Annotated in this window: 24 protein-coding genes and 2 tRNA genes; 12 read left to right on the top strand and 14 right to left on the bottom strand. The window is 64.4% G+C overall.

What is annotated here, in order from left to right; all coding sequences use genetic code 11:
* Window positions 1-55: 55 nt before the first annotated feature.
* Window positions 56-430, bottom strand: coding sequence for a hypothetical protein (locus J3E64_RS18880; protein ID WP_253344654.1), 375 nt, complete (start codon window positions 428-430; stop codon window positions 56-58).
* A gap of 282 nt (window positions 431-712) precedes the next feature.
* Between J3E64_RS18880 and J3E64_RS18875 the strand changes: the two genes are divergently transcribed.
* Entirely contained in the window at window positions 713-1867 is a 1155-nt protein-coding gene (locus J3E64_RS18875) for an AI-2E family transporter (protein ID WP_253344652.1), read from the top strand.
* Window positions 1868-1909: 42 nt separating this feature from the next.
* Window positions 1910-1986: transfer RNA gene (locus tag J3E64_RS18870), tRNA-Asp, on the top strand.
* Between the two features lie 19 nt (window positions 1987-2005).
* On the opposite strand, the gene J3E64_RS18865 is transcribed toward J3E64_RS18870, so the two are convergent.
* The 4 genes from J3E64_RS18865 to J3E64_RS18850 form a co-directional block, all read right to left on the bottom strand.
* Window positions 2006-2248, bottom strand: coding sequence for a DUF2842 domain-containing protein (locus J3E64_RS18865; protein ID WP_253344723.1), 243 nt, complete (start codon window positions 2246-2248; stop codon window positions 2006-2008).
* The gene (locus tag J3E64_RS18860) at window positions 2248-2832 is read right to left on the bottom strand and encodes a 5-formyltetrahydrofolate cyclo-ligase (RefSeq protein WP_253344650.1); all 585 of its coding nucleotides are present in this window, start codon (window positions 2830-2832) and stop codon (window positions 2248-2250) included. Before J3E64_RS18860 ends, J3E64_RS18865 begins: the two co-directional genes overlap by 1 nt.
* Window positions 2833-3036: 204 nt before the next feature.
* Entirely contained in the window at window positions 3037-3372 is a 336-nt protein-coding gene (locus J3E64_RS18855; protein WP_253344648.1) for a cell division protein ZapA, read from the bottom strand.
* Complete coding sequence (locus tag J3E64_RS18850; protein ID WP_253344646.1) at window positions 3365-3559, bottom strand: hypothetical protein; 195 nt, start codon at window positions 3557-3559, stop codon at window positions 3365-3367. Before J3E64_RS18850 ends, J3E64_RS18855 begins: the two co-directional genes overlap by 8 nt.
* A 179-nt stretch (window positions 3560-3738) precedes the next feature.
* Between J3E64_RS18850 and tkt the strand changes: the two genes are divergently transcribed.
* The 3 genes from tkt (at window position 3739) to pgk (ending at window position 8026) form a co-directional block, all read left to right on the top strand.
* A complete protein-coding gene (gene tkt / locus J3E64_RS18845; RefSeq protein ID WP_253344644.1) occupies window positions 3739-5709 on the top strand; it encodes a transketolase in 1971 nt (656 codons plus the stop codon).
* 30 nt (window positions 5710-5739) lie between these two features.
* Window positions 5740-6750 carry a type I glyceraldehyde-3-phosphate dehydrogenase gene (gap, locus tag J3E64_RS18840; RefSeq protein ID WP_253344642.1) on the top strand — a complete coding sequence of 337 codons (1011 nt, stop codon included), beginning with the start codon at window positions 5740-5742 and terminating at the stop codon, window positions 6748-6750.
* Between the two features lie 73 nt (window positions 6751-6823).
* A complete protein-coding gene (gene pgk / locus J3E64_RS18835) occupies window positions 6824-8026 on the top strand; it encodes a phosphoglycerate kinase (protein ID WP_253344640.1) in 1203 nt (400 codons plus the stop codon).
* Between the two features lie 70 nt (window positions 8027-8096).
* Here pgk and J3E64_RS18830 read toward each other — a convergent pair whose 3' ends face one another.
* Window positions 8097-8576 (bottom strand): TlpA disulfide reductase family protein, encoded by a 480-nt coding sequence (locus J3E64_RS18830; RefSeq protein ID WP_253344639.1) that lies wholly within the window; start codon window positions 8574-8576, stop codon window positions 8097-8099.
* Between the two features lie 246 nt (window positions 8577-8822).
* Between J3E64_RS18830 and J3E64_RS18825 the strand changes: the two genes are divergently transcribed.
* The 3 genes from J3E64_RS18825 to thiE all read left to right on the top strand — a co-directional run bounded on the left by J3E64_RS18825 (window position 8823) and on the right by thiE (window position 11588).
* Window positions 8823-9728 (top strand): fructose bisphosphate aldolase, encoded by a 906-nt coding sequence (locus J3E64_RS18825; RefSeq protein WP_253344638.1) that lies wholly within the window; start codon window positions 8823-8825, stop codon window positions 9726-9728.
* A gap of 61 nt (window positions 9729-9789) precedes the next feature.
* A complete protein-coding gene (locus J3E64_RS18820; protein WP_253344637.1) occupies window positions 9790-10839 on the top strand; it encodes a hypothetical protein in 1050 nt (349 codons plus the stop codon).
* A gap of 47 nt (window positions 10840-10886) precedes the next feature.
* Window positions 10887-11588, top strand: coding sequence for a thiamine phosphate synthase (gene thiE, locus J3E64_RS18815; RefSeq protein ID WP_253344636.1), 702 nt, complete (start codon window positions 10887-10889; stop codon window positions 11586-11588).
* Here the strand turns inward: thiE and J3E64_RS18810 are convergent.
* Window positions 11582-12304 carry a DUF2807 domain-containing protein gene (locus tag J3E64_RS18810; RefSeq protein ID WP_253344635.1) on the bottom strand — a complete coding sequence of 241 codons (723 nt, stop codon included), beginning with the start codon at window positions 12302-12304 and terminating at the stop codon, window positions 11582-11584. The genes thiE and J3E64_RS18810 overlap by 7 nt on opposite strands.
* Window positions 12256-13002 carry a head GIN domain-containing protein gene (locus tag J3E64_RS18805; RefSeq protein ID WP_253344634.1) on the bottom strand — a complete coding sequence of 249 codons (747 nt, stop codon included), beginning with the start codon at window positions 13000-13002 and terminating at the stop codon, window positions 12256-12258. The genes J3E64_RS18810 and J3E64_RS18805 overlap by 49 nt, the downstream gene beginning before the upstream one ends.
* Before the next feature lie 121 nt (window positions 13003-13123).
* Here J3E64_RS18805 and J3E64_RS18800 point away from each other — a divergent pair, with 121 nt between their 5' ends.
* From J3E64_RS18800 to J3E64_RS18790, 3 genes are all read left to right on the top strand, one after another.
* Window positions 13124-14719, top strand: coding sequence for a M28 family metallopeptidase (locus J3E64_RS18800; protein ID WP_253344633.1), 1596 nt, complete (start codon window positions 13124-13126; stop codon window positions 14717-14719).
* A 90-nt stretch (window positions 14720-14809) separates the two neighbouring features.
* Entirely contained in the window at window positions 14810-15805 is a 996-nt protein-coding gene (gene hemB / locus J3E64_RS18795; protein WP_253344632.1) for a porphobilinogen synthase, read from the top strand.
* Between the two features lies 1 nt (window position 15806).
* Window positions 15807-16382: a gamma carbonic anhydrase family protein gene (locus tag J3E64_RS18790; RefSeq protein WP_253344631.1), complete on the top strand. Its 576-nt coding sequence runs from the start codon at window positions 15807-15809 to the stop codon at window positions 16380-16382.
* Window positions 16383-16397: 15 nt separating this feature from the next.
* Here the strand turns inward: J3E64_RS18790 and J3E64_RS18785 are convergent, their stop codons facing one another.
* The 5 genes from J3E64_RS18785 to zwf all read right to left on the bottom strand — a co-directional run bounded on the left by J3E64_RS18785 (window position 16398) and on the right by zwf (window position 21960).
* Window positions 16398-16913, bottom strand: a complete 516-nt coding sequence (locus J3E64_RS18785) for a hypothetical protein (protein WP_253344630.1) — start codon at window positions 16911-16913, stop codon at window positions 16398-16400.
* A gap of 55 nt (window positions 16914-16968) precedes the next feature.
* On the bottom strand, window positions 16969-17586 hold the full coding sequence (gene eda / locus J3E64_RS18780) for a bifunctional 4-hydroxy-2-oxoglutarate aldolase/2-dehydro-3-deoxy-phosphogluconate aldolase (RefSeq protein ID WP_253344629.1): 618 nt from the start codon (window positions 17584-17586) through the stop codon (window positions 16969-16971).
* 2 nt (window positions 17587-17588) lie between these two features.
* The gene (glk, locus tag J3E64_RS18775) at window positions 17589-18563 is read right to left on the bottom strand and encodes a glucokinase (RefSeq protein WP_253344628.1); all 975 of its coding nucleotides are present in this window, start codon (window positions 18561-18563) and stop codon (window positions 17589-17591) included.
* Window positions 18564-18677: 114 nt separating this feature from the next.
* The gene (edd, locus tag J3E64_RS18770) at window positions 18678-20504 is read right to left on the bottom strand and encodes a phosphogluconate dehydratase (protein WP_253344627.1); all 1827 of its coding nucleotides are present in this window, start codon (window positions 20502-20504) and stop codon (window positions 18678-18680) included.
* Window positions 20497-21960 carry a glucose-6-phosphate dehydrogenase gene (zwf, locus tag J3E64_RS18765; RefSeq protein WP_253344625.1) on the bottom strand — a complete coding sequence of 488 codons (1464 nt, stop codon included), beginning with the start codon at window positions 21958-21960 and terminating at the stop codon, window positions 20497-20499. Before zwf ends, edd begins: the two co-directional genes overlap by 8 nt.
* A gap of 257 nt (window positions 21961-22217) precedes the next feature.
* Between zwf and J3E64_RS18760 the strand changes: the two genes are divergently transcribed.
* A tRNA-Leu gene (locus tag J3E64_RS18760) sits at window positions 22218-22302 on the top strand.
* A gap of 378 nt (window positions 22303-22680) precedes the next feature.
* Here J3E64_RS18760 and J3E64_RS20750 read toward each other — a convergent pair.
* Window positions 22681-23844: a calcium-binding protein gene (locus tag J3E64_RS20750; RefSeq protein ID WP_367398651.1), complete on the bottom strand. Its 1164-nt coding sequence runs from the start codon at window positions 23842-23844 to the stop codon at window positions 22681-22683.
* Window positions 23845-23947 lie beyond the last annotated feature (103 nt).

Genomic DNA, 23947 nt, shown 5'->3' with positions numbered 1-23947 from the left:
GCACTAGGCGAGCACGCCGCGGCACTCAACGGACTTCTTGCCGGGGGTCGAAAGGTCAGCGGATGGTGGCGCGATAACTCAGCCGGCCGGTCTCCCCCGCAGCCGCTTCGGCCAGCAACCACCGGACGTGCGTGACATCTGCCGGAATGGCCCTGCGCGTGCCGCCCAGCGGCGTCGGCAGCCAGAGGCGGTCGAGCCGGCCCCAATGCATCCCGCCGTCGACCGACACCTGCATCATCGGGTCGCGCGGGTCGATTTCCAGTCCGCGCGGCAAGGCGCGGGTGATGGCCGCGCTTCGGATCGGTTCGGGGCTGTCGTTGCGCCAGCATATGATGACGATGAGCTGGTCGCCCGGGCCGGCGCGATTCGCACTGGCGAGGATCCGGCGTGTCCGGCCGTTCACATCGGTCACGGTCCGTTCGATAAACATCTGGGTCTCTAGCCGGACCGGCGTTTGTGCAAGGGCGCTCTGGCTGGCGGTTCCTGTTGCGCAGGCGAGGGCCATCATTGCCATCTTCGCAAGACCAGTCGCCGTCATTTCCGCCCCGTTCCATCGCGTCCCCGCGCAAGGCCTAGCGATGAAGGTCGAATATTTGGTTAAGCGATCCTTCGCCATGCTCCGTTGTGTTTCTTGCAAATTGCCGGCGGATATGGTCGGGCACTCATCCGCCCGGTTGGCGGGGGCCAAAACGGGCGGGGACAGGGACTCGGCATGACACCCCAGGAACAACAGGAGATCAACCGGCGGCGCGACCGCCTGCTGGCGTCGATCGCCCTGACATCGGGCATCGGCCTGCTGCTTGCCTTGCCGTTCGCCCTTCGCGCCGGCGCGGAATTCTTCCTGCCGATCACCGCCGCCCTGGTGATTGCGATCGCGCTGGTGCCGCTGCTGGAATGGATGGAACGACGGCGCCTTCCTTCGGGCCTTGCGGCGCTGATCGCGGTGGTGGGTTTTCTGGCGGTCGCGAATACGGCGCTGGTGCTGATCATCGTGCCGGCGACCGACTGGTTCCAGGCATTGCCCGAACGGCTGCCGCAGATTCAGGCAAATCTGGCGCCGGTGATCGATTTCTATTCCAATCTCCAGCGGTTCGTCGACGAAATGGTGCAGATGCTGGCGCAGGGGCCGGTGGCGGCAGCACAGACCGCCGCGGTCGAAGCCCCGCGCTCGCTGCTCCAGTTCGCGGCGACATCGGCGCCGTCGGCCATTATCCAGATGGTGTTCGCGCTGCTCGTAATCTATTTCTTTCTGGCGGGCTGGACCCGGTTGCGGCGGCGCACGATCAACAGCCGCGGCAGTTTCGACGGCGCGATGGCTGTGGCGCGCGTGATCCAGAATGTTGTCGATGCGACATCCGCCTATGTCATCACCATAGCGACCATCAATCTGTGCCTCGGCATGTCCGTGGCCTTCGCCCTGTGGCTGATCGGAATGCCCTCCCCGCTGATGTGGGGCGGTATCGTGGCGCTGCTGAACTTCATTCCCTATTTCGGCCCGATGCTGGCGGCGGTGCTGCTGGCGCTGGGCGGCCTCATGGTATTCAACGACGTCTGGATCGCGCTGATGCCGGCCGCCTTGCAGGTCGGCTTCCATCTCGTCGAGGCCAATGTCGTCACGCCGATGCTGCTAGGACGGCGGCTGACCATGAACCCGCTGCTGATTCTTGCCTCGCTGGCCTTCTGGGGCTGGGTGTGGGGCACGCCGGGGGCGCTGCTGGGCGTTCCTCTGCTGATCATCGTCCAAACCGTCGTCGCTGCCGCCGGAACGCCCGACATTGCGGGTTTCCTGTTCGAACAGGGCACGCTGACCGTCCCGCGCCGGCAAGAAAATGCGGAACGGAATGAAAGTCCCGTGACGGACGGTTGACAGCATGACCCCAGGCGCATAGAGGCCCCCTCCACACCGAACGCGGGTGTAGCTCAGTTGGTTAGAGCGCCGGCCTGTCACGCCGGAGGTCGCGGGTTCGAGCCCCGTCACTCGCGCCACCTGCCGGACGGCAGGCCCTCAATATTTCTGCCAGATGCCGGTTTCCATCCACCGCATCAGCTGCTTGAGCGGCAACAGCCAGATCCAGGCGACGCCCAGCACGACATAGACCGGAACCTGCGCCCACATGGGCAGCATCGCGATCCAGCCCGACAGGCTGCCCACCATGACCGCCCACAGCGCGATCAGTGCGATGATAGCGATCATGCCCACCGGCTTGCGCCAGCTTGGCTGATGATAATGGCGCGGGTCGATGTCCATCATTCGGGTCCTTCGATCAGTTCGACCTCGGTCATCACCGCGTCGAGCGGCAAATCCCACGGGTCGGCGGGCAGGGCGTCGATCTCCTGAGCCGACCAGGCCAGGCCGACCCGCAGCGCGTCGGGAAACCGGGCGAAGGCGCGGTCATAATATCCGCCGCCCTGGCCCAGCCGGTTCAGCGCGCGGTCGAATCCGACCAGCGGCGCGATGATGACGTCCGGCGCGACCGATCCGCCGCCCGGTTCCGGGTGGCTGGTGCCGAAAAGGCCCGGGAACAACTGGTCCTCGGGCCGCCACAGCACGAAATCCATGCTGCCCAGCCGGTCGAGCACGCGGGGCAGCGCTACGGTCTTTCCCATGGTCATGAGCTGCGCCGCCAGTCGCTGGGCGGGCGCTTCGTCGTCGAGCCCCATGTAGAGCGCGACCGTCCGCGCGCCATCCATGCGGCGTGCGAGCGGCGAAGGAAGGACCTTGAACGCCAGCCGGTGCGCCAGCGGATCGAGCGTGGCGACGAAATTGCGGCGGCGCTGCCGCGCGATGGCGCGCAGGCTGGACTTGTCGGGGCTGGACGTCTCGTCGCTCATCATCAATCCGGGGTGGCGCTGGCGGGGCGGAAGGGTGACGGGACCGCCTCGGTCGTTTGCTGGAAAATCCTCTGACGCCTCAACGTCAGGTGGGAGCCATGTGGATCGGGCCGGAACCCGGCCAGGGACAGCCCCCTAGGATGTCTTTATCGCCTCAGGGATGTTCGCAAATGCTCGTGCCGCGCAGTGCCCGTCTCCCGCAATCTAGGCCTGGGATGTCCCCGCGGCAAGGGTCGCGCGCAGCTTTTCTATCCGCTCCGTCAGACCCTCGATCGCGCCGGCCGCGGCATCGTCTTCCGTTTCCAGCGCAAGACGTGCCTGATGCCCGGCCATTTCCCGCCGCATGTCGGCAAGTTCATCGGCCAGGAACAGCGCGGAAAAGAGCAATGTGCGCACTTCGGTCAGGCCGGGCGTCGCCTGTTGCGCCTGTTCGGCCTTTTCCTGGATCATCGCGGCAAGCCGGCTCAATTGAGCCTCCTCACCGTCGCGGCAGCGTATCGGATACTGGCGGCCCGCGATGTGGAGCATCGTTTCAGCCATCGGTGCGCCCTCGCAACTGGTCGATGAGATCGTCGAGCGACCGCAGCGCTTCCCGCGCCGCAGGCACGTCGATGCCGTTGGGGGATGGGGGACGGTCAGGCGCCGCCAAATGCGTTACATCCTGTTCCAGCCGTCCGATCGCACGTTCCAGCGTGCCAATCGCCTGCATCAACCGCTCGTTTGCCATCCCGTGTGCATAGTCGAACTGGACGCGGGACAAAAGCGGGAATGGCGGATTGACGTCATCTCGGGGATTGGCACGGTTGACGCATGGGACGGGAGGCGACAAAGGAGGCGCCGACTCGACTCGTCCGCCGGAGCGCGCGGGCGGCCTCTTCGCATGTTCAGGAAAGACGCCCGACACCGATGACTGTTTCCGATATGTCGCTCGCCAACGCCATCCGCGCGCTATCCATGGATGCGGTTCAGGCCGCTAACAGCGGCCACCCGGGGATGCCGATGGGCATGGCGGACGTCGCCACGGTGCTGTTCCGCGATTATGTGAAATTCGACGCTTCGGCGCCCCGCTGGGCCGACCGCGACCGTTTCGTGCTGTCGGCCGGTCATGGATCGATGCTGATCTACAGCCTGTTGCACCTGACCGGCTACGCCCGTCCGACGATGGACGACATCCGCAACTTCCGCCAGTTGCAAAGCCCCTGTGCCGGGCATCCCGAAAATTTCGAGCTTGCCGGCGTCGAAGCCACTACCGGCCCGCTGGGTTCGGGCCTTGCCACGGCGGTAGGCATGGCGGTCGCCGAGCGTCATTTGAATGCGCAGTTCGGCGACGACCTGGTTGATCACCGCACCTGGGTGGTGGCCGGCGACGGCTGCCTGATGGAAGGCATCAATCATGAAGCGATCGGCCTGGCCGGGCATCTGAAGCTGGGCCGGCTCATCGTGCTGTGGGATGACAACAAGATCACCATCGACGGTTCGGTCGACCTGTCGAGCAGCGAGGATGTCCGCGCCCGCTATGCTGCGACCGGCTGGCACGTCGTGTCCTGCGACGGCCATGACGTCGCCGATGTGCGCCGCGCCATCGACGAGGCGCTGGCCGATCCGCGCCCCTCGCTGGTCGCCTGCGCCACCAAGATCGGTTATGGCGCGCCGAACAAGGCGGGCACGTCCGGTGTCCACGGGTCTGCGCTGGGCGATGTAGAAGTTGCCGCCGCCCGTGAGTTCCTGGGCTGGACGGCCGAGCCCTTTGTCATCCCGGACGACATTGCCGCTGCATGGAAAGCGATCGGCGCCAAGGCGCGCGATGTGCGCGCCGCATGGGAAGATCGCCTGGCAAAGGCCGGTAATGGTCCGGAATTTTCCCGCCGCATGGCCGGCGACCTGCCCGAATCTTTCTCGCTCGACGCCTATGTCGACAGCCTGATCGCCGCTCCGCAGAAGGTCGCGACCCGCAAGGCGAGCGAACTGGCACTGGGTGCGATCAACGACCTGCTGCCCGAAACGCTGGGCGGTTCGGCGGACCTCACCGGCTCCAACAACACCAAGACGAAATCGACCGGCCCCCTGACCGCCGCCGATTATGGCGGCCGCTACGTCTATTACGGTATCCGCGAATTCGGCATGGCCTGCGCGATGAACGGCATGGCATTGCATGGCGGCGTCATTCCCTATGGCGGCACATTCCTGGTCTTTTCCGACTATATGCGCGCGGGCATCCGCCTCGCCGCGCTCCAGCAGCAGCGGGTCATCCACGTCCTGACGCATGACAGTATCGGCCTTGGCGAGGATGGCCCGACCCATCAGCCGATCGAACATGTCATGTCGATGCGCATGATTCCCAACCTCGACGTCTATCGCCCCGCCGACGTGGTCGAGACCGCTGAATGCTGGGAACTGGCGCTCAAGGACGCGACGGGCCCGTCCGTCCTCGCGCTGACCCGGCAGAACCTGCCGCAGTTGCGGACCGACAAGGCGGGTGAAAATCTCTGCGCCAGGGGCGCCTATCGGCTCCTGGCCGCGACCGCGGAACGCAAGGTGGTCATCATCGCCACCGGATCGGAAGTGGAAATCGCGGTCGATACCGCAAGGGCGCTGGAAGCCCAGGGCATTGGCGCGGACGTCGTGTCGATGCCGAGCTGGGCGCATTTCGAGGCGCAGCCGCAATCCTATCGTGAGGACCTGCTGCCCCACCATGTGCTGCGCGTTTCCATCGAGGCGGGAACGACCTTCGGCTGGGAGCGCTATACCGGCATCGCCGGCCTGCGCTTCGGCATCGACAGTTTCGGCGCATCGGCTCCGGCCGAGGCGCTCTATGATCATTTCGGCCTGACCGCCGCGAAGATCGCGCCGCAGATCGCGGCCGCCCTCAACAATTGAACCGCAACAACACCTCAGGAGGCTAGTGCAGTGGCAACGAAGGTAGCAATTAACGGTTTTGGACGCATTGGCCGCCTGGTGGCGCGCGCGATCCTGTCGCGCACCGATCATGATCTCGAACTGGTGAGCATCAACGACCTGGGCGACACCCAGTCCAACGCCCTGCTGTTCAAGCGCGATTCCGTGCACGGCAACTGGAGCGGCGACGTCAGCGTCGACGGCGATTACCTCGTGGTCGACGGCAAGCGGATCAAGGTCACGGCCGAGCGTGATCCCGCCAACCTGCCCCATGCAGAACTCGGCGTGGAAATCGCGCTCGAATGCACCGGTATCTTCGCTGACAAGGGCAAGGCCAGCGCACATCTGACCGCCGGCGCCAAGCGCGTCGTGATCTCCGCGCCCGCCACCGGCGTCGACAAGACCGTCGTGTTCGGCGTCAACCACGACACGCTGAGCGCCGATGATGTCGTCATCTCGAACGCCAGCTGCACCACCAACTGCCTGGCCCCGCTGGCGAAGGTCCTTCACGATGCCATCGGCATCGAAAAGGGCTTCATGACGACGATCCACAGCTACACCAACGATCAGAACACGCTGGACCAGTTGCACAAGGATATGCGTCGCGCCCGTGCAGCCGCCCTGTCGATGATCCCGACCACCACCGGCGCCGCCCGCGCGGTGGGTGAGGTTCTGCCGGAATTGAAGGGCAAGCTGGACGGATCGTCGGTTCGCGTTCCGACGCCGAACGTGTCGGTTGTCGATCTCAAATTCATCGCCAAGCGCGGCACGACCAAGGATGAGGTAAACGACCTGCTCAAGGCCGCGTCGGAATCCGGCCCGCTCAAGGGCGTGCTGGGCTATTCGGACGAACCGCTTGTCTCGATCGACTATAACAGCGATCCCCGCAGCTCGACCGTCGACAGCCTGGAAACGGCGGTCATCGACGGCACGCTGGTCCGCGTGCTCAGCTGGTACGACAACGAATGGGGCTTTTCGAACCGCATGATCGACACCACCGGTGTCGTCGCGAAGTTCCTCTAAGTCTCCAAAGGCCCCGCCGGAACGCTCCGGCGGGGTTTTTCCTCCCGTTCACGTGAAATTTTCAGGAGCCACCATGGCCAAGCCGTTCAAGACACTCGACGACATGGGCGACATCACCGGCAAGGTGGTGCTGGTGCGCGAGGATCTGAACGTGCCGATGCAGGACGGCTCGGTCAGCGACGATACGCGCCTGCGCGCGGCAATGCCGACCGTGCTCGAACTGGCCGATCGCGGCGCCAAGGTGCTGATCCTCGCCCATTTCGGTCGTCCCAAGGGGCAGAAGAATCCGGAATATTCACTGTCGAAGATCACCCGGCCGCTGTCGGCGGTGCTCGGGCGCGAGGTGCAGTTCATCCCCGATTGCCAGGGCGAAGCGGCAACGGACGGCATCAAGGTGATGCGCAACGGCGACATCGCCATCCTGGAAAACACCCGCTTCCACGCCGGTGAGGAGAAAAATGATCCCTCGCTGGCCGACGCGATGGCGGCAATCGGCGATCTTTACGTCAACGACGCCTTTTCCGCCGCGCACCGCGCACATGTCTCGACCGAGGGGCTGGCGCATAAGCTGCCGGCTTTCGCGGGCCGCTCGATGGAAAAGGAACTCGACGCGCTTCAGGCCGCTCTGGGCGAGCCGGTGACCCCGGTCGCGGCGGTGGTGGGCGGCGCCAAGGTCTCGACCAAGCTCGACGTTCTCAACAATCTGGTGGCGAAGGTCGATCACCTGATCATCGGCGGCGGCATGGCCAACACATTCCTGTTCGCGCGCGGCGTCGATATCGGCAAGTCGCTGTGCGAGAAGGATCTGGCTGGCACGGCAGAGGCGATCTTCGACAAGGCAGAGGCAGCCGGCTGCACCATCCATTTGCCCTATGACGTGGTGGTGGCAAAGGAATTCGCCGCAAATCCGCCGTCGGTCCGGACCTGCAACGTGCATGAAGTCGCCGGCGACGAAATGATACTGGATGTCGGCCCGGCCGCGGTCGAGGCGCTGGGCGACGCGCTCAAGACCTGCCGCACCCTGGTCTGGAACGGGCCGCTCGGCGCGTTCGAAATGGCGCCCTTCGACACCGCGACGGTTGCGCTGGCGCGGACGGCGGCGGCGCTGACCAAGGAAGGGCAACTCACCTCGGTCGCAGGCGGCGGGGATACCGTCGCGGCGCTCAACCATGCCGGCGTCGCTGCGGACTTCAGCTTCGTTTCGACCGCCGGCGGCGCGTTCCTCGAATGGATGGAAGGCAAGGACCTGCCCGGCGTCAGCGCGCTGATGGGGTGACCGCAATGTGCGAAGGGCTTGTCAGCCTGACGATGGAGGGAAGGGGCGGCCCGCGATGGGCCGCCTTATTTCATGACGGCGCGCGCTCGTTGAGCAGCGGCACAAGCAGGCGGTTGAGATCGTCCAGGTCGAACGCTCCCGACCGCGCGTAGCGCAGCACGCCCGCCCGGTCGATGACGAAGTTGGTCGGCACGCCGGTCAGCGGACCATAGGGGCCCTTGATCCGCCGCGCCGAGGGGATCCGCATCGCGGCAAACAGTTTTTTGAGCTGGCCCACGGGCACCGAATCCTGGGTGGTGATGGCAAAGACGCGCAGGCCATTCTTGGCCTGCAAGCTGTAATAGGCATCGAGCGTGGGCAGCTCCTTGCGACAGGGCACGCACCATGTCGCCCAGAAGTTCAGCACCACGACCTGCCCCCTCAGATCCGCGAGCGAGACCTTGCTACCGTTGACCAGGGTCAGCTCGAAATCGGGTGCAACGGCGCCGACTTCCGTTTTTTGCGCTGCGACAACGGGGGGCGCTGCCGCCAGAAGGGCCGCCGCCGCCATTCCGCGCGTCCAGCCAATCATTGTCTTTCTCCCGTTTCCGTCGCCCCAATCCCTAGCAACGCGTGCCGGGATGGGAAAGCTTTGCTGTCCGGATGTTTCTTGCGGTGCGGCAATCGCGCGGCTAACAGCCTGAAAGTGCCGGGCGGAGGGGCCTTGGTGCATTGCGGCCTTGATGCGGCATTCTGCCGCGGCCGCTGGGATCATGCGTCGCCGCATCGGCGGCGCCAACAGAGAAGGTATGTGCAGATGCTGGATCAGACCATGAAGCAGAAGATTGCCGCCGGGGACGGCTTTATCGCCGCGCTCGACCAGAGCGGCGGTTCCACGCCCAAGGCGCTGAAGGGCTATGGCGTGGAGGAAGGCGCCTGGTCGAACGACGAGGAGATGTTTGCCCTGATTCACGCGATGCGCAGCCGCATCATCACCTCGCCGGTGTTCAGCGGCGACAAGGTGCTGGGCGCGATCCTGTTCGAGAGGACCATGGACGGCACCGTCGACGGCAAGCCGACCCCGACCGCGCTGACCGAGCGCGGCGTCGTACCCTTCATCAAGATCGACAAGGGGCTGGAGGACGAAGCAAACGGGGTCCAGCTGATGAAGCCCAATCCCGGCCTCGACGCGCTGCTTGCGCGCGCCAGGGGCCTGGGCGTATTCGGCACGAAGGAACGCTCGGTCATCAACCTTGCCAACCGCGAAGGCATCGCCGCCGTGGTCGCGCAGCAGTTCGAGGTCGGCCGTCAGGTTCTGGCCGGTGGGCTGATGCCGATCATCGAGCCGGAAGTGAACATCAAGTCGCCCGAGCGCGCGGAGGCCGACGCCATCCTTCTGGAGGAAATCCTCAAGAATCTCGATGCGCTCCCCGAAGGCGAGCAGGTGATGCTCAAGCTTTCGCTGCCCGCGAAGGCCGGACTGTTCGATCCGCTGGTCGATCATCCCAAGGTGCTGCGGGTCGTCGCGCTGTCGGGCGGGTTCAGCCGCACCGAGGCCTGCGGCGAACTGGCCAGGAATCGGGGCATCATCGCCAGCTTCAGCCGCGCGCTGCTCAACGACCTGCGCCAGCAGATGAGCGACGACGAATTCAACGCGTCGCTGGGCGAAGCGATCGACGAAATCCACGCCGCCTCGACCGCCAAGCAGCCGGTAACGGCCTGACGGATTGACACGGTGCCGGTCGCCGGGGGCGGCGACCGGCATCATGACGGGGGGAGGGGAGATGATCCTCATTCTGCGGGGCCTGTTGCTGCCCATTGTCCTCTTCGCAGCCGCGCCGGCGAGCTGGGCGACCACGACGCGCGAACCCGTGCCCCAGGTCGGGCAGGACGATCCAACAATGACGGCGATCAACGCCGAAATGGCCGAATATGGCGCCTGGATGGAGCGGCTCAACGCAGTCCAGCAGCCCGTCGTCGATTCGTTGGTCATACTTCAGCCTGCCTGGCAGCAGGCGATGCAGGCAGGGCCGGCGGGCGCTGCGGGCGCGTTCCGGCCCAGTCTCGACCGGGCCGTGGCCGCAATCGATCTGGCCGACGGCAAGCTGACGGCGCTGGACCAGCCCGATTTTCCGACACTGGAACTCTCCGAAGACATCAAGCCGGCCAGCCTCATCGCCGACAACCGCCGGTTCAACGGGCATGTCCGCACCCTGATGCTCAGCTTTCCGCCGCTGATCGATGCAATGGCGCGCAACGACGCCGACGCGGGTGGGCAGGCCGCGCGCCGGATGATGGACAGCGTCAAGCTGCTGGTCGACGCCCGGGAGAAAATGGCGCGCGCGTCGCTGGCGGCGACGCCGCAGGACGGACCGGGCTGGCATCTGGCCAACGCCGACCTGCTGTTCGCCCAGACGATGGCAATGGTCGTCTCGCCGATGAATATTGACAGGACGCCGACCGTGGATGTGGCTTTCGCCGGTCGGCTGGATGCCATGGCGGAACGGATCGATGGGGCGATGGCCGCCGGGGAAGCCGATGCCGACGAGACGCTGGAACGCTGGAACGAAACGGCCGTCGATCTTGACCGGTTCGGCCAGTCCAACGGCCTGTCGGCGATGCAGCGCGCGATCCGCGTGATCGAGGTCGGACGGCAAGTCTTTGCCGAAGTCGGGGGCCTGGCGCCGGTACTGCGCGAAGCTGCGTCCCGGCTGCGCAAGACGCCCTATTCGGTCGCGGAAGGTGGCGCTCTGGTGCAGAAGGTGCGCCCCGTCGGTTTGCGCATCAATGAACTTTCCATCCAGATCGCGCATGCGCTGGCGGGCACGGAATGATCGAACTTTTGGCTGACCGCGACTGAGCGAAGTCCTATAGCTCCGTCATGACCGATTTCACCGAAGAAGAGCTGGCGCTCGATCCGCATTTTGCAGACCAGTTCGAACGGGGCTTTCGCCCTGCCTGCCAGCTTTACCTGATTTCCCCGCCGTCGATCGACGCCGCTTTCGTCGACCGGCTCGACGCCGCTCTTGATGGCGGCACGGTGGCGGCGTTCCAGCTTCGTCTCAAGGGACTGGACGACGACGCAGTCGCCCGCGCCGCCCAGCCGCTGCAAAAACTCTGTGCGGATCGCGACGTCGCCTTCATCGTCAACGACAGCGCGGCGATGGCGCACCGCCTGGGCGCAGACGGCGTGCACCTGGGGCAGGGGGACGGGGATCCGAAGGCCGCGCGCACGTTGCTGGGGCCAAAGGTGCAGATCGGCATCACCTGCCATGACAGCCGCCATCTGGCGATGGAGGCCGGGGAGGCCGGCGCCGATTATGTCGCCTTCGGTGCCTTTTACCCCACGATGACGAAGGAAACGTCGCACCGGCCCGATCCGTCGATCCTGTCCTGGTGGACCACGCTGTTCGAACTGCCCTGCGTCGCCATTGGCGGCATTACCCCCGCCAATGCGGCGCCGCTCGTGGTGGCGGGCGCGGATTTCCTGGCGGTCAGCGGCGCGGTCTGGAGCCATCCGGGCGGGCCGGGCGCGGGGGTCGGCGCATTCGATACCCTGCTGTCGGCGGGAAGGCCTCAATAATTCTCGCCGCCGCACGCGACGCGGCCGGTGCCGCGATTGTCGACCGAGCAGGCGGCCTTGCCCGTGACGGTCACATCGCCTGATCCCGTCGCGCTCACTTTCGCATTGACCTCGGCGGTCACCGTCACGGCGCCCGGCCCGTCATTGGCGATGCTTGCCTGGCGCGCGCGCAAAGACCCGGCGTCCACCGCACCCGGCCCATTGACGCGGATATTGGCAACGCCGGCCACGCCCGCGAGCGTCGCCCGTCCGCCGCCCGCCAGCATCACCTCGACCCGGTCCAGTTGCACGTCGCCGACGCTGATGTCGCCATTGCCGCCCAGCACCAGATCGCCGCGCAGGCCTTTCAGGCGATTGATAGTGATCGATCCGCCGCCGGTCAGCACAACCCGCTCCACCATGCCGGTCCCGATCCGCAACGTGGCGTTGCCGCTACGCTTCTCTCCGGGACGCGGTCGTTCCATCGTCACGTTGAGCAATCGGCCCGACACCTCCACCCGAAGCCGGTCGAGCGCGTCCTGATCGCCATCGGCGCGGGCCGATGCGCCGGTACCGGTGGTCAGCAGGATGGTAACCGGCGCATCGACACGGATCGTGTCGAAACTGGTGATGGTGTAACCGCGTGTCGCCGCCTGGGCGCCCGGCGCGAAAAGCAGGAGAGCCGCCGTCAGGGTGCGCAGCGCGCCTCGCCAGATCCCATGATGCTGCTCTTGCACTGCGCCTTGCCCTTCACCGTCACATCGCCGGAACCCATGATCCTGATAGCGATCTTGCCGTCGGAAGCAAAATCGACGTCGCCCGATCCAAGCACGGATGCCTCGCCGCTCCCTGCCTTCAACCCGGGGCTGTCGAAATTGCCCGACCCGGTGATCGATATGTCGACAACCTCCGCCTGACCGGTGATCGACAGGTCGCCCGAACCGGTCAGGCTGGCATTGAGCGATTTGACCGATGCCGCCGCGATCTTCAGGTCACCCGATCCCGTCAGGTCGGCCTTGAACGCATCGCCGTCCGCCTTGTCGACCGTGACATTACCGGACCCGGTGGCATCCACGCGCCTGATGGCGGGCATCGACACATGAATGGTCGCGCCCCGGTCGTTGCTCCAGCTCATGCCCGAATGTCTTTTGCGTCCGATCTCCAGCATATCGCCGTCGACCTTGATCTCCAGCCGGTCCAGCACCTTCTGGTCGCCCTCGGCCCGGACCGAAAAATCGCCGCGCGTGATGACGACATTGTCGGGGCCTGTCGTCTCGACGCCGATGAAGTCGCGGAGCGCGGCCCAGTCGGCGGGGCCGGAGGCTGCGGCCGCGCGGTCGTCGTCATGATCGCCGCGCATCTCGCGTGAGCAACCGGCGGGAAGCAAGGCCAGCCCGGCGATCAGCAGGGCATGGGCAAGGGTCTGGCGGCGCATCACTTTCTCCATACTGTGTTGTCCGTGCAATACACTATGTGGATGGTGGTTCCAAGCCTTCTTGTTCGTTGAATCGCAAAAGGCCACAACGGGCCGTTCGATAACAGGGGAAAGCCCGACTATGCGCAAGATTTCCGCTCTCCTCCCGCTGCTCGCGCTGACCTGCGCCACCGCCTTGCCTGCCGCGCCCAGGGATTATGACGCCGCCGGTGCGGCATGGTGGACCCATGTGCAGGCGATCGCCAATGACGGGATGGAAGGACGGGGCACGGGCACGCCCGGTTACGATCGCGCGGCGGATTATGTTATCGCACAGTTCAGGAAACTCGGGCTCAAGCCGATGGGGATCGACGGCTACAAACAGCCGGTCGCCTTCATCGAGCAGGTTGTCCAGTCTGACCAGAGCAACGCGGCCCTGATCGGGCCGGATGGGGAAACGACGCTGTCCGTGCCGGGCGACCTCATCTTTTTCGGCGGTGGCGGGCCTGTGCCTGACGCTCTCGAAGCGCCGATGGTCTTCGCCGGCTACGGCCTTCACCTGCCAGAGGCCGGCCATGACGATTTCGCCGGTCTGGACCTGAAGGGCAAGATCGTGGTGGTCCTGTCGGGCGGCCCGGCGACCATTTCCGGCGCGCTCAAATCCCATGCCCGGTCGGAACGCACCAAATATCTGGCTTCGCAGGGCGCCGTTGGCCTGATCAGCCTGGTGACGCCGGGTCAGGTCGAAATTCCCTGGAACCGCCGGATCAATCTGGCCGGAGTCCCCGCGCTCTATTATGCCGACGACAGTCTGCGCGAAACCCGCACGCCCTTCCTCAACGCCCAACTCGATCCGGCGAAGTCGGCGCTGCTGTTCGCCGGGTCGGGCAAGGATTTCGCACCGATCGCGGCGGCAGCCGATGCGTCCGCGCCCGTTGCCACCTTTCCGCTGGCGCAGCGGCTGAAGGCGCATGTCGTGGCCAAGCGCCGCGCGTTGTCATCCCCGAACCTGATTGCCGTCATGCCCGGCAGCGATCCGAAACTGCGCAACGAATATGTGGTGCTGTCCGCGCATCTGGACGGATACGGCATCGGCACACCGGTCAAGGGCGACGCCATTTACAACGGCGCGTTCGACAACGCGTCTGGCGTCGCCAGCCTGCTGGAAATCGGCAAGGCACTGAAACAGGGCAGGGTGAAGCCCAAACGCTCGATCCTGTTCGCCATCGTCACGGCGGAGGAAAAGGGGCTGCTCGGCTCGCGCTATTTCGCGCGACGCCCGACGGTGCCGGCCGACGCGATGGTCGCCGACCTCAATTTCGACATGGCATTGCCCATTTTCCCGCTGACCAGCGTCACGCCGATCGGTTATGACCAGAGCAGCCTGGGCCAGGACGCGGCGGCGGTAAGCGCGGCGATGGACCTGCCGATCACGCCGGATCCCTTTCCGGATCGCAACGTCTTCATCCGGTCCGACCAATATGCCTTCATCCGCGAAGGCATCCCCGCGCTTTTCTTCAAATACGGGTTCAAGGCGGACACGCCGGAAGCGACCGTGGAAAAGGCCTGGCGCGCCAACCTTTATCATTCGCCCTTCGACGACCTGAACCAGACCGTGTTGCCCGCCGAGACCGCGAAGCTGAACGACTATGTGACTGCCGTCGCGCTCCGCGTCGCCAATGCGCCGGAACGGCCAAGCTGGAACGCGGACAGCTTCTTCCGTCGGTTCGCGCAGTAGGTTTTGCAGGCCCTGCAACAGTGTGAACTTCGGCGGCGGCCCCCTTGAACCCGGCTTGATCGACCCGCGTCGCGCGCCTACACCCGCGCCATGACCTTAGCTTCCTACCCGGCGCTCCGCATGCGCCGCACCCGCGCATCGGCATGGAGCCGGGCGATGTTCGCCGAAAACCGGCTGTCGCCGGCGGATCTGATCTGGCCGCTTTTCGTGACGGACGGCGATGGCGTGGAAGAACCGATCGCGGCCCTGCCCGGCGTATCGCGCTGGTCGGTGGACCTGATCGTCGCGCGGGCCAGGGAAGCGCGCGATGCCGGCATTCCCTGTCTCGCCCTGTTCCCCAATACCCCGCCGGATCGGCGCAGCGACGACGGAGCGGAAGCGCTCAACCCGGACAATCTCATGTGCACCGCGATCCGCGCGATCAAGGATGCCGTGCCCGACATCGGCGTCCTGACCGACGTTGCGCTCGATCCCTATACCGCGCACGGGCAGGACGGGCTGCTGGACCAGGACGGCTATGTCGTCAACGATGCGACGGTCGATGTGCTGATCGGCCAGTCGCTCAATCAGGCGGCGGCCGGCGCCGATATCATCGCGCCCAGCGACATGATGGACGGGCGGATCGGCGCAATCCGCGAGGCTCTGGAGGAAACCGGGCACGCCAATGTCCAGATCATGGCCTATGCCGCGAAATATGCGAGCGCTTTTTACGGCCCCTTCCGCGATGCCGTGGGGTCGCGCGGGTTGTTGAGGGGTGACAAGAAAAATTACCAGATGGACCCCGCCAATGGTGAGGAGGCGCTGCGCGAAGTCGCGCTGGACATCGCCGAAGGGGCGGACAGCGTCATGGTGAAACCCGGCCTGCCCTATCTCGATATCGTGGCGCGGGTGCGGGACCGCTTTTCTGTTCCGGTCTTCGCCTATCAGGTGTCGGGCGAATATGCGATGATCGAAGCTGCCGTGGCGGCAGGGGCGGGCGAGCGGGACGCGCTGGTGCTTGAAACGCTGATGGCATTCAAGCGCGCGGGCTGTTCGGGTGTGCTTACCTATCATGCCCTCCACGCCGCCCGGCTGATGGGGGCCTGACATGACCGATTATCCCGACGTCACCATCATCCCTTTCAACGGCAAGACGCCCGTCATCCACCCCAGTGCCTTCATCGCGCCCGGATGCCGCATCATCGGCGATGTTGAGATAGGGGAGGACGCCAGCATCTGGTATAATTGCGTCATCCGGGCGGACGTGAACCGCATCCGCATCGGCGCGCGCTCCAATGTCCAGGACGGGACTGTCATTCATTGCGACAGCCCGGGAGACGGGACGACCCGACCGCAAGACGGCTGGCCGACGATCATCGGCGAAGACGTGCTGATCGGACATATGGCGATGGTGCATGGCTGCATCCTGCACGACCGCGCCTTTGTCGGCCTGGGCGCGATCGTGATGGACGGCTGCGTGATAGAAGGCGACGGGATGCTTGCCGCGGGCGGCCTCCTGTCACCGGGCAAGACGCTGCCGCATCGTCAGCTATGGGCAGGGCGTCCGGCCAAATATATGCGCGATCTCGACGATGAAGCGGCTGTCCGGCTGCGGGGCGCCGCCGACCGCTATGTCCATTATGCCAAGGCGCACAAGGGCGCGGTCAAGGCCGCGTTCGAATAGCCGCGATTTACCGGCTCAAGGCTGTGGCAAGCGCCCCTTCAGCGCGTCGATCTTGTCATTCTGCTGATCGACCAGCGCCAGCGCCGCGCTGCGGGCCGCGTCGATGTCTTCCAGCCCGCCGCGTGCCGTGCCGTCGGCCACCGCGTTGGCGCGCCGGGCATAGAGCGTATCGAGGCTCGCGAGCGCCGATACGCTGCCGTTGCGGGCGGCTTCCAGCGCGCTGATGGAAACCTGTGCGCTGACCCAGGCATCGCTGGAAACCGCGCTGCCGGATGCGCCGGCGACGGCTTTCACTGCCCTGCCATAGGCTGAATCGAACATCGCCGCGCCCTGGTCTGCCTGCTCGACATAATGGGCGATCTCGGCGGACAATTCGGTATCGGCCGGGGCGGGGGCAGGCGGCGGCGCGACCTCCGCGACCGGCGCACTTTCGATGGGCCGCTTGGCGAGCGAGGGGTAGTTTTGCTGCGCGCCGCCGGCACAGCCCGACAGCATCAGGGCAAGGGCGGTGAGGAGGCGGCGCGGAGTCATGGCTCGCATCTAGGATAGCGGGGCGGGCGGTGCAACAGCATCGGGCCGGTGAACACTATCGACCGAGCCCGGCGGCCTCGCGCGCCAGTGCTTCGATCCGTGCGGGGTCGACCGCCCCCTTGGGCACGACCCAGCTACCGCCGACACATGTAACGAAGGGCTGGGCCAGCCAATCCGGGGCGCTCTGCGCAGTGATGCCGCCGGTGGGACAGAAGCGCGCCTCGTGCAGTGGCGCCGCGAGCGCCTTGAGCGCGGGGAGGCCGCCGGATGTTTCAGCCGGGAAGAATTTGAAGCGGGACAATCCCATGTCCATGCCGCGCATGATGTCGGCGGCGGTGGCCGTGCCGGGCAGGAACGGGACGCCGGCGGCGATGGCGGCCTTGCCGAGCGGTTCGGTCAGTCCGGGGCTGACGATGAAGCGCGCGCCCGCTTCCATCGCCGCATCCAGTTGTGCGGGGTTGAGCACGGTGCCCGCACCGACGACAGCGCCCTCCACCGTGGCCATTGCGCGGATCACATCCAGCGCGGCGGGCGTGCGCAAAGTCACCTCAAGGGCGGGCAACCCGCCTTTCACCAGCGCCTGCGCTATCGGCAGGGCGTCGTCCACATTCTCCACGACCAGCACCGGGATGACCGGGGCCAGTTGCATCACCTGTTCGACCGTCAATGCCATGCTCATTTCTCCCGGAAGGCCGCGGCTGCGCCGAACAGGCCGATTTCATCGTGCACGGCCAGACGTATGGGAACGCTTGCCATCAGGCTTTCGAACCGACCCTTGGCCTTGAAGCGCGCGTGAAAGCCGCTTTCTGGAAGGATCTCGCGCATCCGCTGGGTGAGGCCGCCCGCCAGTACGACCGTGTGAGGCCCATGGGCCAGCGCAAGGTCGCCCGCAACCGATCCGTAGCACAGGCAGAAACGTTCCAGGGCGCGCCGTGCGAACGCATCATCCCCGTCCAGGGCGGTTTTCCATAATTCGGGGTCCTCCATCAGGACGACTCGTTCATGACCGATTGTGGCCATCGCCTTGTAGATATTGTTGAGGCCGGGCCCCGACACGATCCGTTCGGTGGAGACGCGCAGGAACTTGTCGCGCAGATAGGCCAGGATCTTTTCGTCCAGCGGATCGAGCGGGGCGAAATCGAGATGACCGCCCTCCGTGGCTATGACATGGGGTTCGCCATCTTCATAAGCGATCATGGCTACGCCCAGACCCGTGCCCGGTCCCATGATGGTCACGCCGCCGTCGCGCGGGAAGGGGCGATCCTCGCCGAACAGCAGCGGCAGATTTTCGTCCGGCAGGCGCGACACCGCATGGGCTACCGCCTCGAAGTCGTTGACCAGTCGCACGCAGCGCATGCCCAGATCTTCCGCCAGTGTGGCGGAGCGGATCATCCAGTTGCTGTTGGTCAGCTTGATCACGTCGCGGCCGATCGCGGTGGCGAAGGCGATGGATGCCGCATCGGGCAAAGGGCCGTCTCCTTCCTGCCGTTCATCATCGGCAAAGGCTACCCAGCAGGCAGGAAGACTCGCATAGTCCGCGACCTTGTATTTGCGCACGGTGCCCAGCACGGGCACCCCCCGGTCGTTCAGCGACGCCCGTGCGAAGCGGGCATTTGTACCGCCAATGTCGGCAGCGATGATGTCGGTCATCAGGTCATCCTGTATCTTTTTCTTGCCGTCATGCCCGTGATATCGGTGGGCCTCACGCTGCTGCGCGAACCTCGTCCGGCGGAAATTGCGATCCCTGCCGGCGGGTGGACGGATTCATAATTCGGTTTCCATGGCGGCCAGGATCGGCGATGCGCCCTGCTCGGCGACGTCGCTATGATGCCGGAAAAGCGCGAACAACTCGCGTCCGGTATCATAGGGCGGGGGCGGGGCCTGTGGCATGTCGCGGGCGTCCCACTCCGCGGCGTCGACCATCGCCTCCACGACGCCCGACCGCGCGCACACCCGGACCAGATCGCCGTCGCGCAATTTGCCCAGCGGACCACCGCCCAGGGCTTCGGGAGACATATGGATGGCGGCGGGCACCTTGCCGCTGGCCCCGGACATGCGCCCGTCGGTCAGCAGGGCAACCTTGAAACCGCGATCCTGAAGTACGCCCAGAGCGGGGGTAAGCTTGTGCAGTTCGGGCATTCCGTTGGCGCGGGGCCCCTGGAAGCGCACGACGACGATCACGTCGCGTTCCAACTCGCCGGCCTTGAACGCGCGCAGCACATCGTCCTGGTCGTGGAAGATCGCAGCCGGGGCCTGGATCGTCCATCTTTCCTCGTCCACCGCGCTCACTTTCATCACGCAGCGGCCGATATTCCCCTGCAGCAGCTTCATGCCGCCATCGGGCTGGAAGGGGCTGGAGACCGGGCGCAGGATGCTTTCGTCGCGCGACACAGGCACGTCGCGCCACATCAGCGCCTCGTCCTCCAGCACGGGTTCCTGGCCATAGGCGGTCAGATCCTGTCGGGCGACCGTCAATATGTCGCGATGCAGCAGCCCCGCATCCAGCAATTCCCGGATGACGAAGCTGATGCCGCCCGCCGCATGAAAATTGTTCACGTCGCCCGATCCGTTGGGATAAACCCGCGCCAGTAGCGGAACTGCTTCCGAAATCTCCGCGAAATCGGTCCAGTCCACGCTGATGCCCGCCGCACGCGCGATCGCCGGCAGGTGCAGCGCATGATTTGTCGAACCACCGGTGGCCATGAGCCCGATCATCGCGTTGACGATGGCCTTTTCATCGACGCAATGGCCCAGCGGCCGGTAGTCGTCACCCTCCCATCCGATGGCGGCCAGCCGGTGAACGGCCGCCCGCGTCAATTCGTGGCGCAGCTTCGTGCCCGGGTTGACGAAGGACGCGGCCGGCATGTGCAGCCCCATCATCTCCATCATCATCTGGTTGGAATTGGCGGTGCCGTAGAATGTGCACGTACCCGCGCCATGATAGCTGGCACTTTCCGATTCCAGCAACTCGTCCTTGCCCACCTTGCCTTCGGCGTAGAGCTGGCGGATGCGGACCTTTTCCTTGTTGGCCAGGCCCGACGGCATCGGCCCGGCGGGGATCAGGATGGTCGGCAGATGGCCGAAGCGCAGCGCCCCCATCAGCAGGCCCGGCACGATCTTGTCGCAGATACCCAGCAACAGCGTGCCTTCGAACATGGCGTGGCTCAGCGCGATGGCCGTGCCCAGTGCGATGGTGTCGCGGGAAAAAAGCGACAGGTCCATGCCTGCCTGGCCCTGGGTCACGCCGTCGCACATGGCAGGGACGCCGCCCGCAACCTGCGCGGTGGCGCCAACCTCCCGCGCGGCGATTTTGATCTGTTCGGGATAGCGGCCATAGGGCTGATGCGCGGACAACATGTCGTTGTAGGCGGTGACGATACCCATGTTCATCGACCGGCCCGTGCGGATGGTGGGCTTGTCCTCGCCACTGGCCGCAAAGCCATGGGCCAGGTTTCCGCAGGACAATTGATCGCGGTTCGTGCCCGCGTCGCGACCGCGCTCTATCAGGTCGAGATATTGCCGCCGCCGTACCTTGCTGCGCGCCACGATCCGGTCCGTGACCTTGGCAATGGTTGGGTGAAGATCAGTCATGCCAGCTTGCTCCGTCGCGTTCGATCAGGGCAATGGCCGAGGACGGCCCCCAGTTCCCGGAAGAATAGGGCGCGATCTTCATCCCCGCTTCCTTCCAGCCGCCGATGATCGAATCGATCCAGGTCCATTGCGCCTCGACCTCGTCGCGCCGGACGAACAGTGTCTGGTCGCCCGCCAGCAGGTCCAGTATCAACCTTTCATAGGCGATGCGCCGCCGCTGGCCGGCAAAGGCCGCCGTCAGCGATACGTCGAGCGTCACCTCCTCCAGATGGACCTGCCGTTCCAGCCCCGGTCTCTTGCTCATGATGAGCAGGCGGATATGCTCTTCGGGCTGAAGCCGGATGATCAGCGTGTTGGGTTCCAGCCCGGTGCCATGGCCGTCCCGTCCGAAGATCGAATGGCGCACGGGCTTGAACTGGATCAGGATTTCGGACTGCCGCGTCGGCATCCGCTTGCCGGTGCGCAGGTAGAAGGGCACGCCCTGCCAGCGCCAGTTGTCGATATGGGCCTTCAGCGCGACGAAAGTCTCTGTGTCCGATGCCTGGCCCAATTCGTCGGCGTAGCCCGTGACGATCTGACCCTGGACGGCGCCGGGCGTATATTGGCCGCGCACGCTGTGGCTTTTGACCGTTTCCGCCGTCATCGGGCGCAGCGACCGCAGGGCCTTCACCTTTTCGTCGCGCACGGCCGTCGGGTCCATCCGCGCGGGCGGCTCCATGGTGATGATGGACAGGATCTGGAGGATGTGGTTCTGCACCATGTCGCGCAGCGCGCCGACGCCGTCATAGTAGGACACACGGCCTTCCAGTCCCACCGTTTCCCCGACGGTGATCTGCACATGATCGATCGCGCCGGCGTTCCACAGCGGCTCGAACATGACGTTGCCGAATCGCAGCGCCAGCAAATTCTGCACCGTTTCCTTGCCCAGATAGTGGTCGACGCGGAAAATCTGTTCCTCGGCGAAGAGCGCGCCGATGGCGTCGTTGACGGCCCTGGAGGATACGAGATCCTTGCCGATCGGCTTTTCCATCGCGATCCGGGTGTCGTGTCGGATCAGGCCGGCATCGGCCAGTCCCTGGGCCGTCGGCGCGAACAGTGAAGGCGGTGTCGACAGATAGACCGACAATCCGCGATCGGCGCGGCCGTCGATGCGGTCGGCCAGGGTGGCGAACTGGCCTGCATTGCCGGCCTCGACCGGCTGATAGCATATCATGGCGCACAGACGCGATGCCAGGTCCGGGTCGTGGCGGTCGGCGGGCAGAAATTGTTGCAGCGCGTCCCGCACCTCGGCCCGGAACGCGTCGTCGTCCATCTCGGACCGTCCGGACGCGACGATCAGGAAATCGTCCGGCAGAAGATCGTCGGACAGCAGATTATACAGCGACGGAAAGATCATCCTGCGGGCAAGGTCGCCCGTGGCGCCAAACAGCAGGAACGTGGCAGACGGATCGGTCAAAGGAGGTCCTTTTCCGTTGAAGTTATCTATGTCTGCACGATGTCGCCCTTATACCGGGCGCGGATCGTTACGCAAGCAGGGTATCGGTCATGCAGCCCTGCGGCAACATAATGCCTGAAGCCTGCACTATGATCCGGACAAATGTGACGACACGGCATTGCGCTCGTTCGGTACCTGCCGTGCGCATCGGATTTCCCTCGCACGCGCGCTGCAAAAGCAGTTGGCGTAACCGCATCTTGCGACTATGGAGGCGCCATGCCCCTGTGGTGAAACTGGTAGACGCGCCGCACTCAAAATGCGGTATCTTCGGATGTGTCGGTTCGAGTCCGACCGGGGGCACCATCATCCTCGTCGCGCAGTCCGCCGTCGCCGCGACTTGACCAAGCCAGAGATCGGATTGCAGGCCGAATGTTCGGCAGGCCCGTCCTGTGCGGGGCGAAACGGCTTCAATAATTCGGGAAAATCCGCCGCGATACCTGGCGTGCCTGGTGACCCCTACGGTCACTCGGTAATCGAAGTAAGGTATTGATTTACCGGAAGTTCTTGCCTCCGACCAACGGTAAATACCATCAAAAGTGCCAATTGTCTACTGGGATTGAGAGGGGCCGTATGGAGAACTATTGGCGGAACGAATATCTTCTTCCTCGACTAATCTAGTTCTGCATATTCCTGATTTAGGTGCCGGAGATCGTGATTATCGGATCTCCGGCGCATGCGGTCTTATCTCATTTCCGTTCGGCCGAAGGCAAAAGCATATTCCCGTCGGTCTCGCCATTGATCGTGTAGGTCGAACTCGCTGGTACCGCTCCCGCCGTCAAAAGCAGCGATTGCCTCGACCAAGCGCGATGCCTGATTTCGAGTAGAAATTTTTGCCTGACGATCTCCGGGAGAGGAAATGCGCCCTTCAAGCTTAGGAGCGGGGTTTGACGACATGTCGAAGCTGAGAGCTACGTCCAGAAATGATCCGGTGGAACCATCAGCACGAACAAAGCTACCCGTATTAACGGTAACATTTTCTCCCCACCGCCAAATCGCGTTGACAGCATCACCTTCCAGATTGATCGATGCTATTCCAACATTTGCCAAGGAGAGTATTTCCCCCTCTGCAGCTAGGCCATTACCGTCTTCATCGCGCCAAACAGCAAAGAGCTCAAATTGATCGTCCGCTCCCGAAAGAACGCCGTCACCGTTGCTGTCAAAAGCATTCAAGCCATCCAGATCGGATTTCGCATCCGCTTTATCATTTGTGAAACTCAGCTCATCTCCGTCGGTCACGGTACCATTGTTGTCCCGATCGATAAATAGGAAGCCATCCGTGCCTCCGATCCATCCCGTCGGATCAGAAATTCCATCGCTATTCCAATCGAAATTCACTTCTGAAACAGCCTTCTCGATCAATTGAACGCCGTCACCGTTCAGATCGAGAACGATGGGAGCTGCCAGCGAACTTTGAACGCCGTTCTTGAATTCCGCTATCTCGATACTGGATAGGCTATCCTTGCCGTCGTCGCCATCCGATGCGGCGTCGACATCTGTTACAAAAATAGAACCATTACTTGTGCTCAGGCTGTAAGAACTTTGCTCGCCATTGAACACCGCAACGTCGATTCCGTTGCCACCACTCAACGTATCGTTGCCGCTACCACCAGTGAGCCGGTCATTACCATTATTCCCATAAAGAATGTCATCTCCCGCTTTACCCGTGATTTGATCTATTCCGTCGTGGCCATAGATAACATCGGTGCCGGGAGTTCCTATCGTGGACCGCGCCATGAGGTCGGTAAAAGTCCATATCGTCCCATCGGCAAAAGACACTTTCTCGATCCGGCCCCACCAATCGTTTACGCCATTATCGATGGTTACCCGATCGTTGCTCCCCGCGATCAGGAGAACTAGGCTCAGGACCCATTAAATTGCTTGTGTGAGGTGAGGTTGATTGATTCAATGGCGGTTCAAGGAGTGCTGCCATGAGTGATCTGATCTGGTT

The sequence above is a fragment of the Sphingobium sp. OAS761 genome (genome assembly GCF_024168485.1).
Classification (GTDB): domain Bacteria; phylum Pseudomonadota; class Alphaproteobacteria; order Sphingomonadales; family Sphingomonadaceae; genus Sphingobium.
Note: the sequence above shows the minus strand (reverse complement) of the source record. Positions and strands in the feature narration are given on the sequence as shown.

What these genes read in the sequence shown, in the direction of transcription:
- J3E64_RS18850 (WP_253344646.1), bottom strand. Translation starts at nt 3,559, where the DNA reads ATGGCAAACGAGCGGTTGATGCAGGCGATTGGCACGCTGGAACGTGCG.
- thiE (WP_253344636.1), top strand. Translation starts at nt 10,887, where the DNA reads ATGACCGATTTCACCGAAGAAGAGCTGGCGCTCGATCCGCATTTTGCA.
- J3E64_RS18855 (WP_253344648.1), bottom strand. Translation starts at nt 3,372, where the DNA reads ATGGCTGAAACGATGCTCCACATCGCGGGCCGCCAGTATCCGATACGC.
- J3E64_RS18860 (WP_253344650.1), bottom strand. Translation starts at nt 2,832, where the DNA reads ATGAGCGACGAGACGTCCAGCCCCGACAAGTCCAGCCTGCGCGCCATC.
- J3E64_RS18785 (WP_253344630.1), bottom strand. Translation starts at nt 16,913, where the DNA reads ATGACTCCGCGCCGCCTCCTCACCGCCCTTGCCCTGATGCTGTCGGGC.
- glk (WP_253344628.1), bottom strand. Translation starts at nt 18,563, where the DNA reads ATGACCGACATCATCGCTGCCGACATTGGCGGTACAAATGCCCGCTTC.
- J3E64_RS18825 (WP_253344638.1), top strand. Translation starts at nt 8,823, where the DNA reads ATGCTGGATCAGACCATGAAGCAGAAGATTGCCGCCGGGGACGGCTTT.
- J3E64_RS18805 (WP_253344634.1), bottom strand. Translation starts at nt 13,002, where the DNA reads ATGCGCCGCCAGACCCTTGCCCATGCCCTGCTGATCGCCGGGCTGGCC.
- edd (WP_253344627.1), bottom strand. Translation starts at nt 20,504, where the DNA reads ATGACTGATCTTCACCCAACCATTGCCAAGGTCACGGACCGGATCGTG.
- J3E64_RS18830 (WP_253344639.1), bottom strand. Translation starts at nt 8,576, where the DNA reads ATGGCGGCGGCGGCCCTTCTGGCGGCAGCGCCCCCCGTTGTCGCAGCG.
- eda (WP_253344629.1), bottom strand. Translation starts at nt 17,586, where the DNA reads ATGGCATTGACGGTCGAACAGGTGATGCAACTGGCCCCGGTCATCCCG.
- J3E64_RS18865 (WP_253344723.1), bottom strand. Translation starts at nt 2,248, where the DNA reads ATGGACATCGACCCGCGCCATTATCATCAGCCAAGCTGGCGCAAGCCG.
- J3E64_RS18820 (WP_253344637.1), top strand. Translation starts at nt 9,790, where the DNA reads ATGATCCTCATTCTGCGGGGCCTGTTGCTGCCCATTGTCCTCTTCGCA.
- J3E64_RS18875 (WP_253344652.1), top strand. Translation starts at nt 713, where the DNA reads ATGACACCCCAGGAACAACAGGAGATCAACCGGCGGCGCGACCGCCTG.
- pgk (WP_253344640.1), top strand. Translation starts at nt 6,824, where the DNA reads ATGGCCAAGCCGTTCAAGACACTCGACGACATGGGCGACATCACCGGC.
- hemB (WP_253344632.1), top strand. Translation starts at nt 14,810, where the DNA reads ATGACCTTAGCTTCCTACCCGGCGCTCCGCATGCGCCGCACCCGCGCA.
- J3E64_RS18800 (WP_253344633.1), top strand. Translation starts at nt 13,124, where the DNA reads ATGCGCAAGATTTCCGCTCTCCTCCCGCTGCTCGCGCTGACCTGCGCC.
- J3E64_RS18790 (WP_253344631.1), top strand. Translation starts at nt 15,807, where the DNA reads ATGACCGATTATCCCGACGTCACCATCATCCCTTTCAACGGCAAGACG.
- tkt (WP_253344644.1), top strand. Translation starts at nt 3,739, where the DNA reads ATGACTGTTTCCGATATGTCGCTCGCCAACGCCATCCGCGCGCTATCC.
- J3E64_RS18880 (WP_253344654.1), bottom strand. Translation starts at nt 430, where the DNA reads ATGTTTATCGAACGGACCGTGACCGATGTGAACGGCCGGACACGCCGG.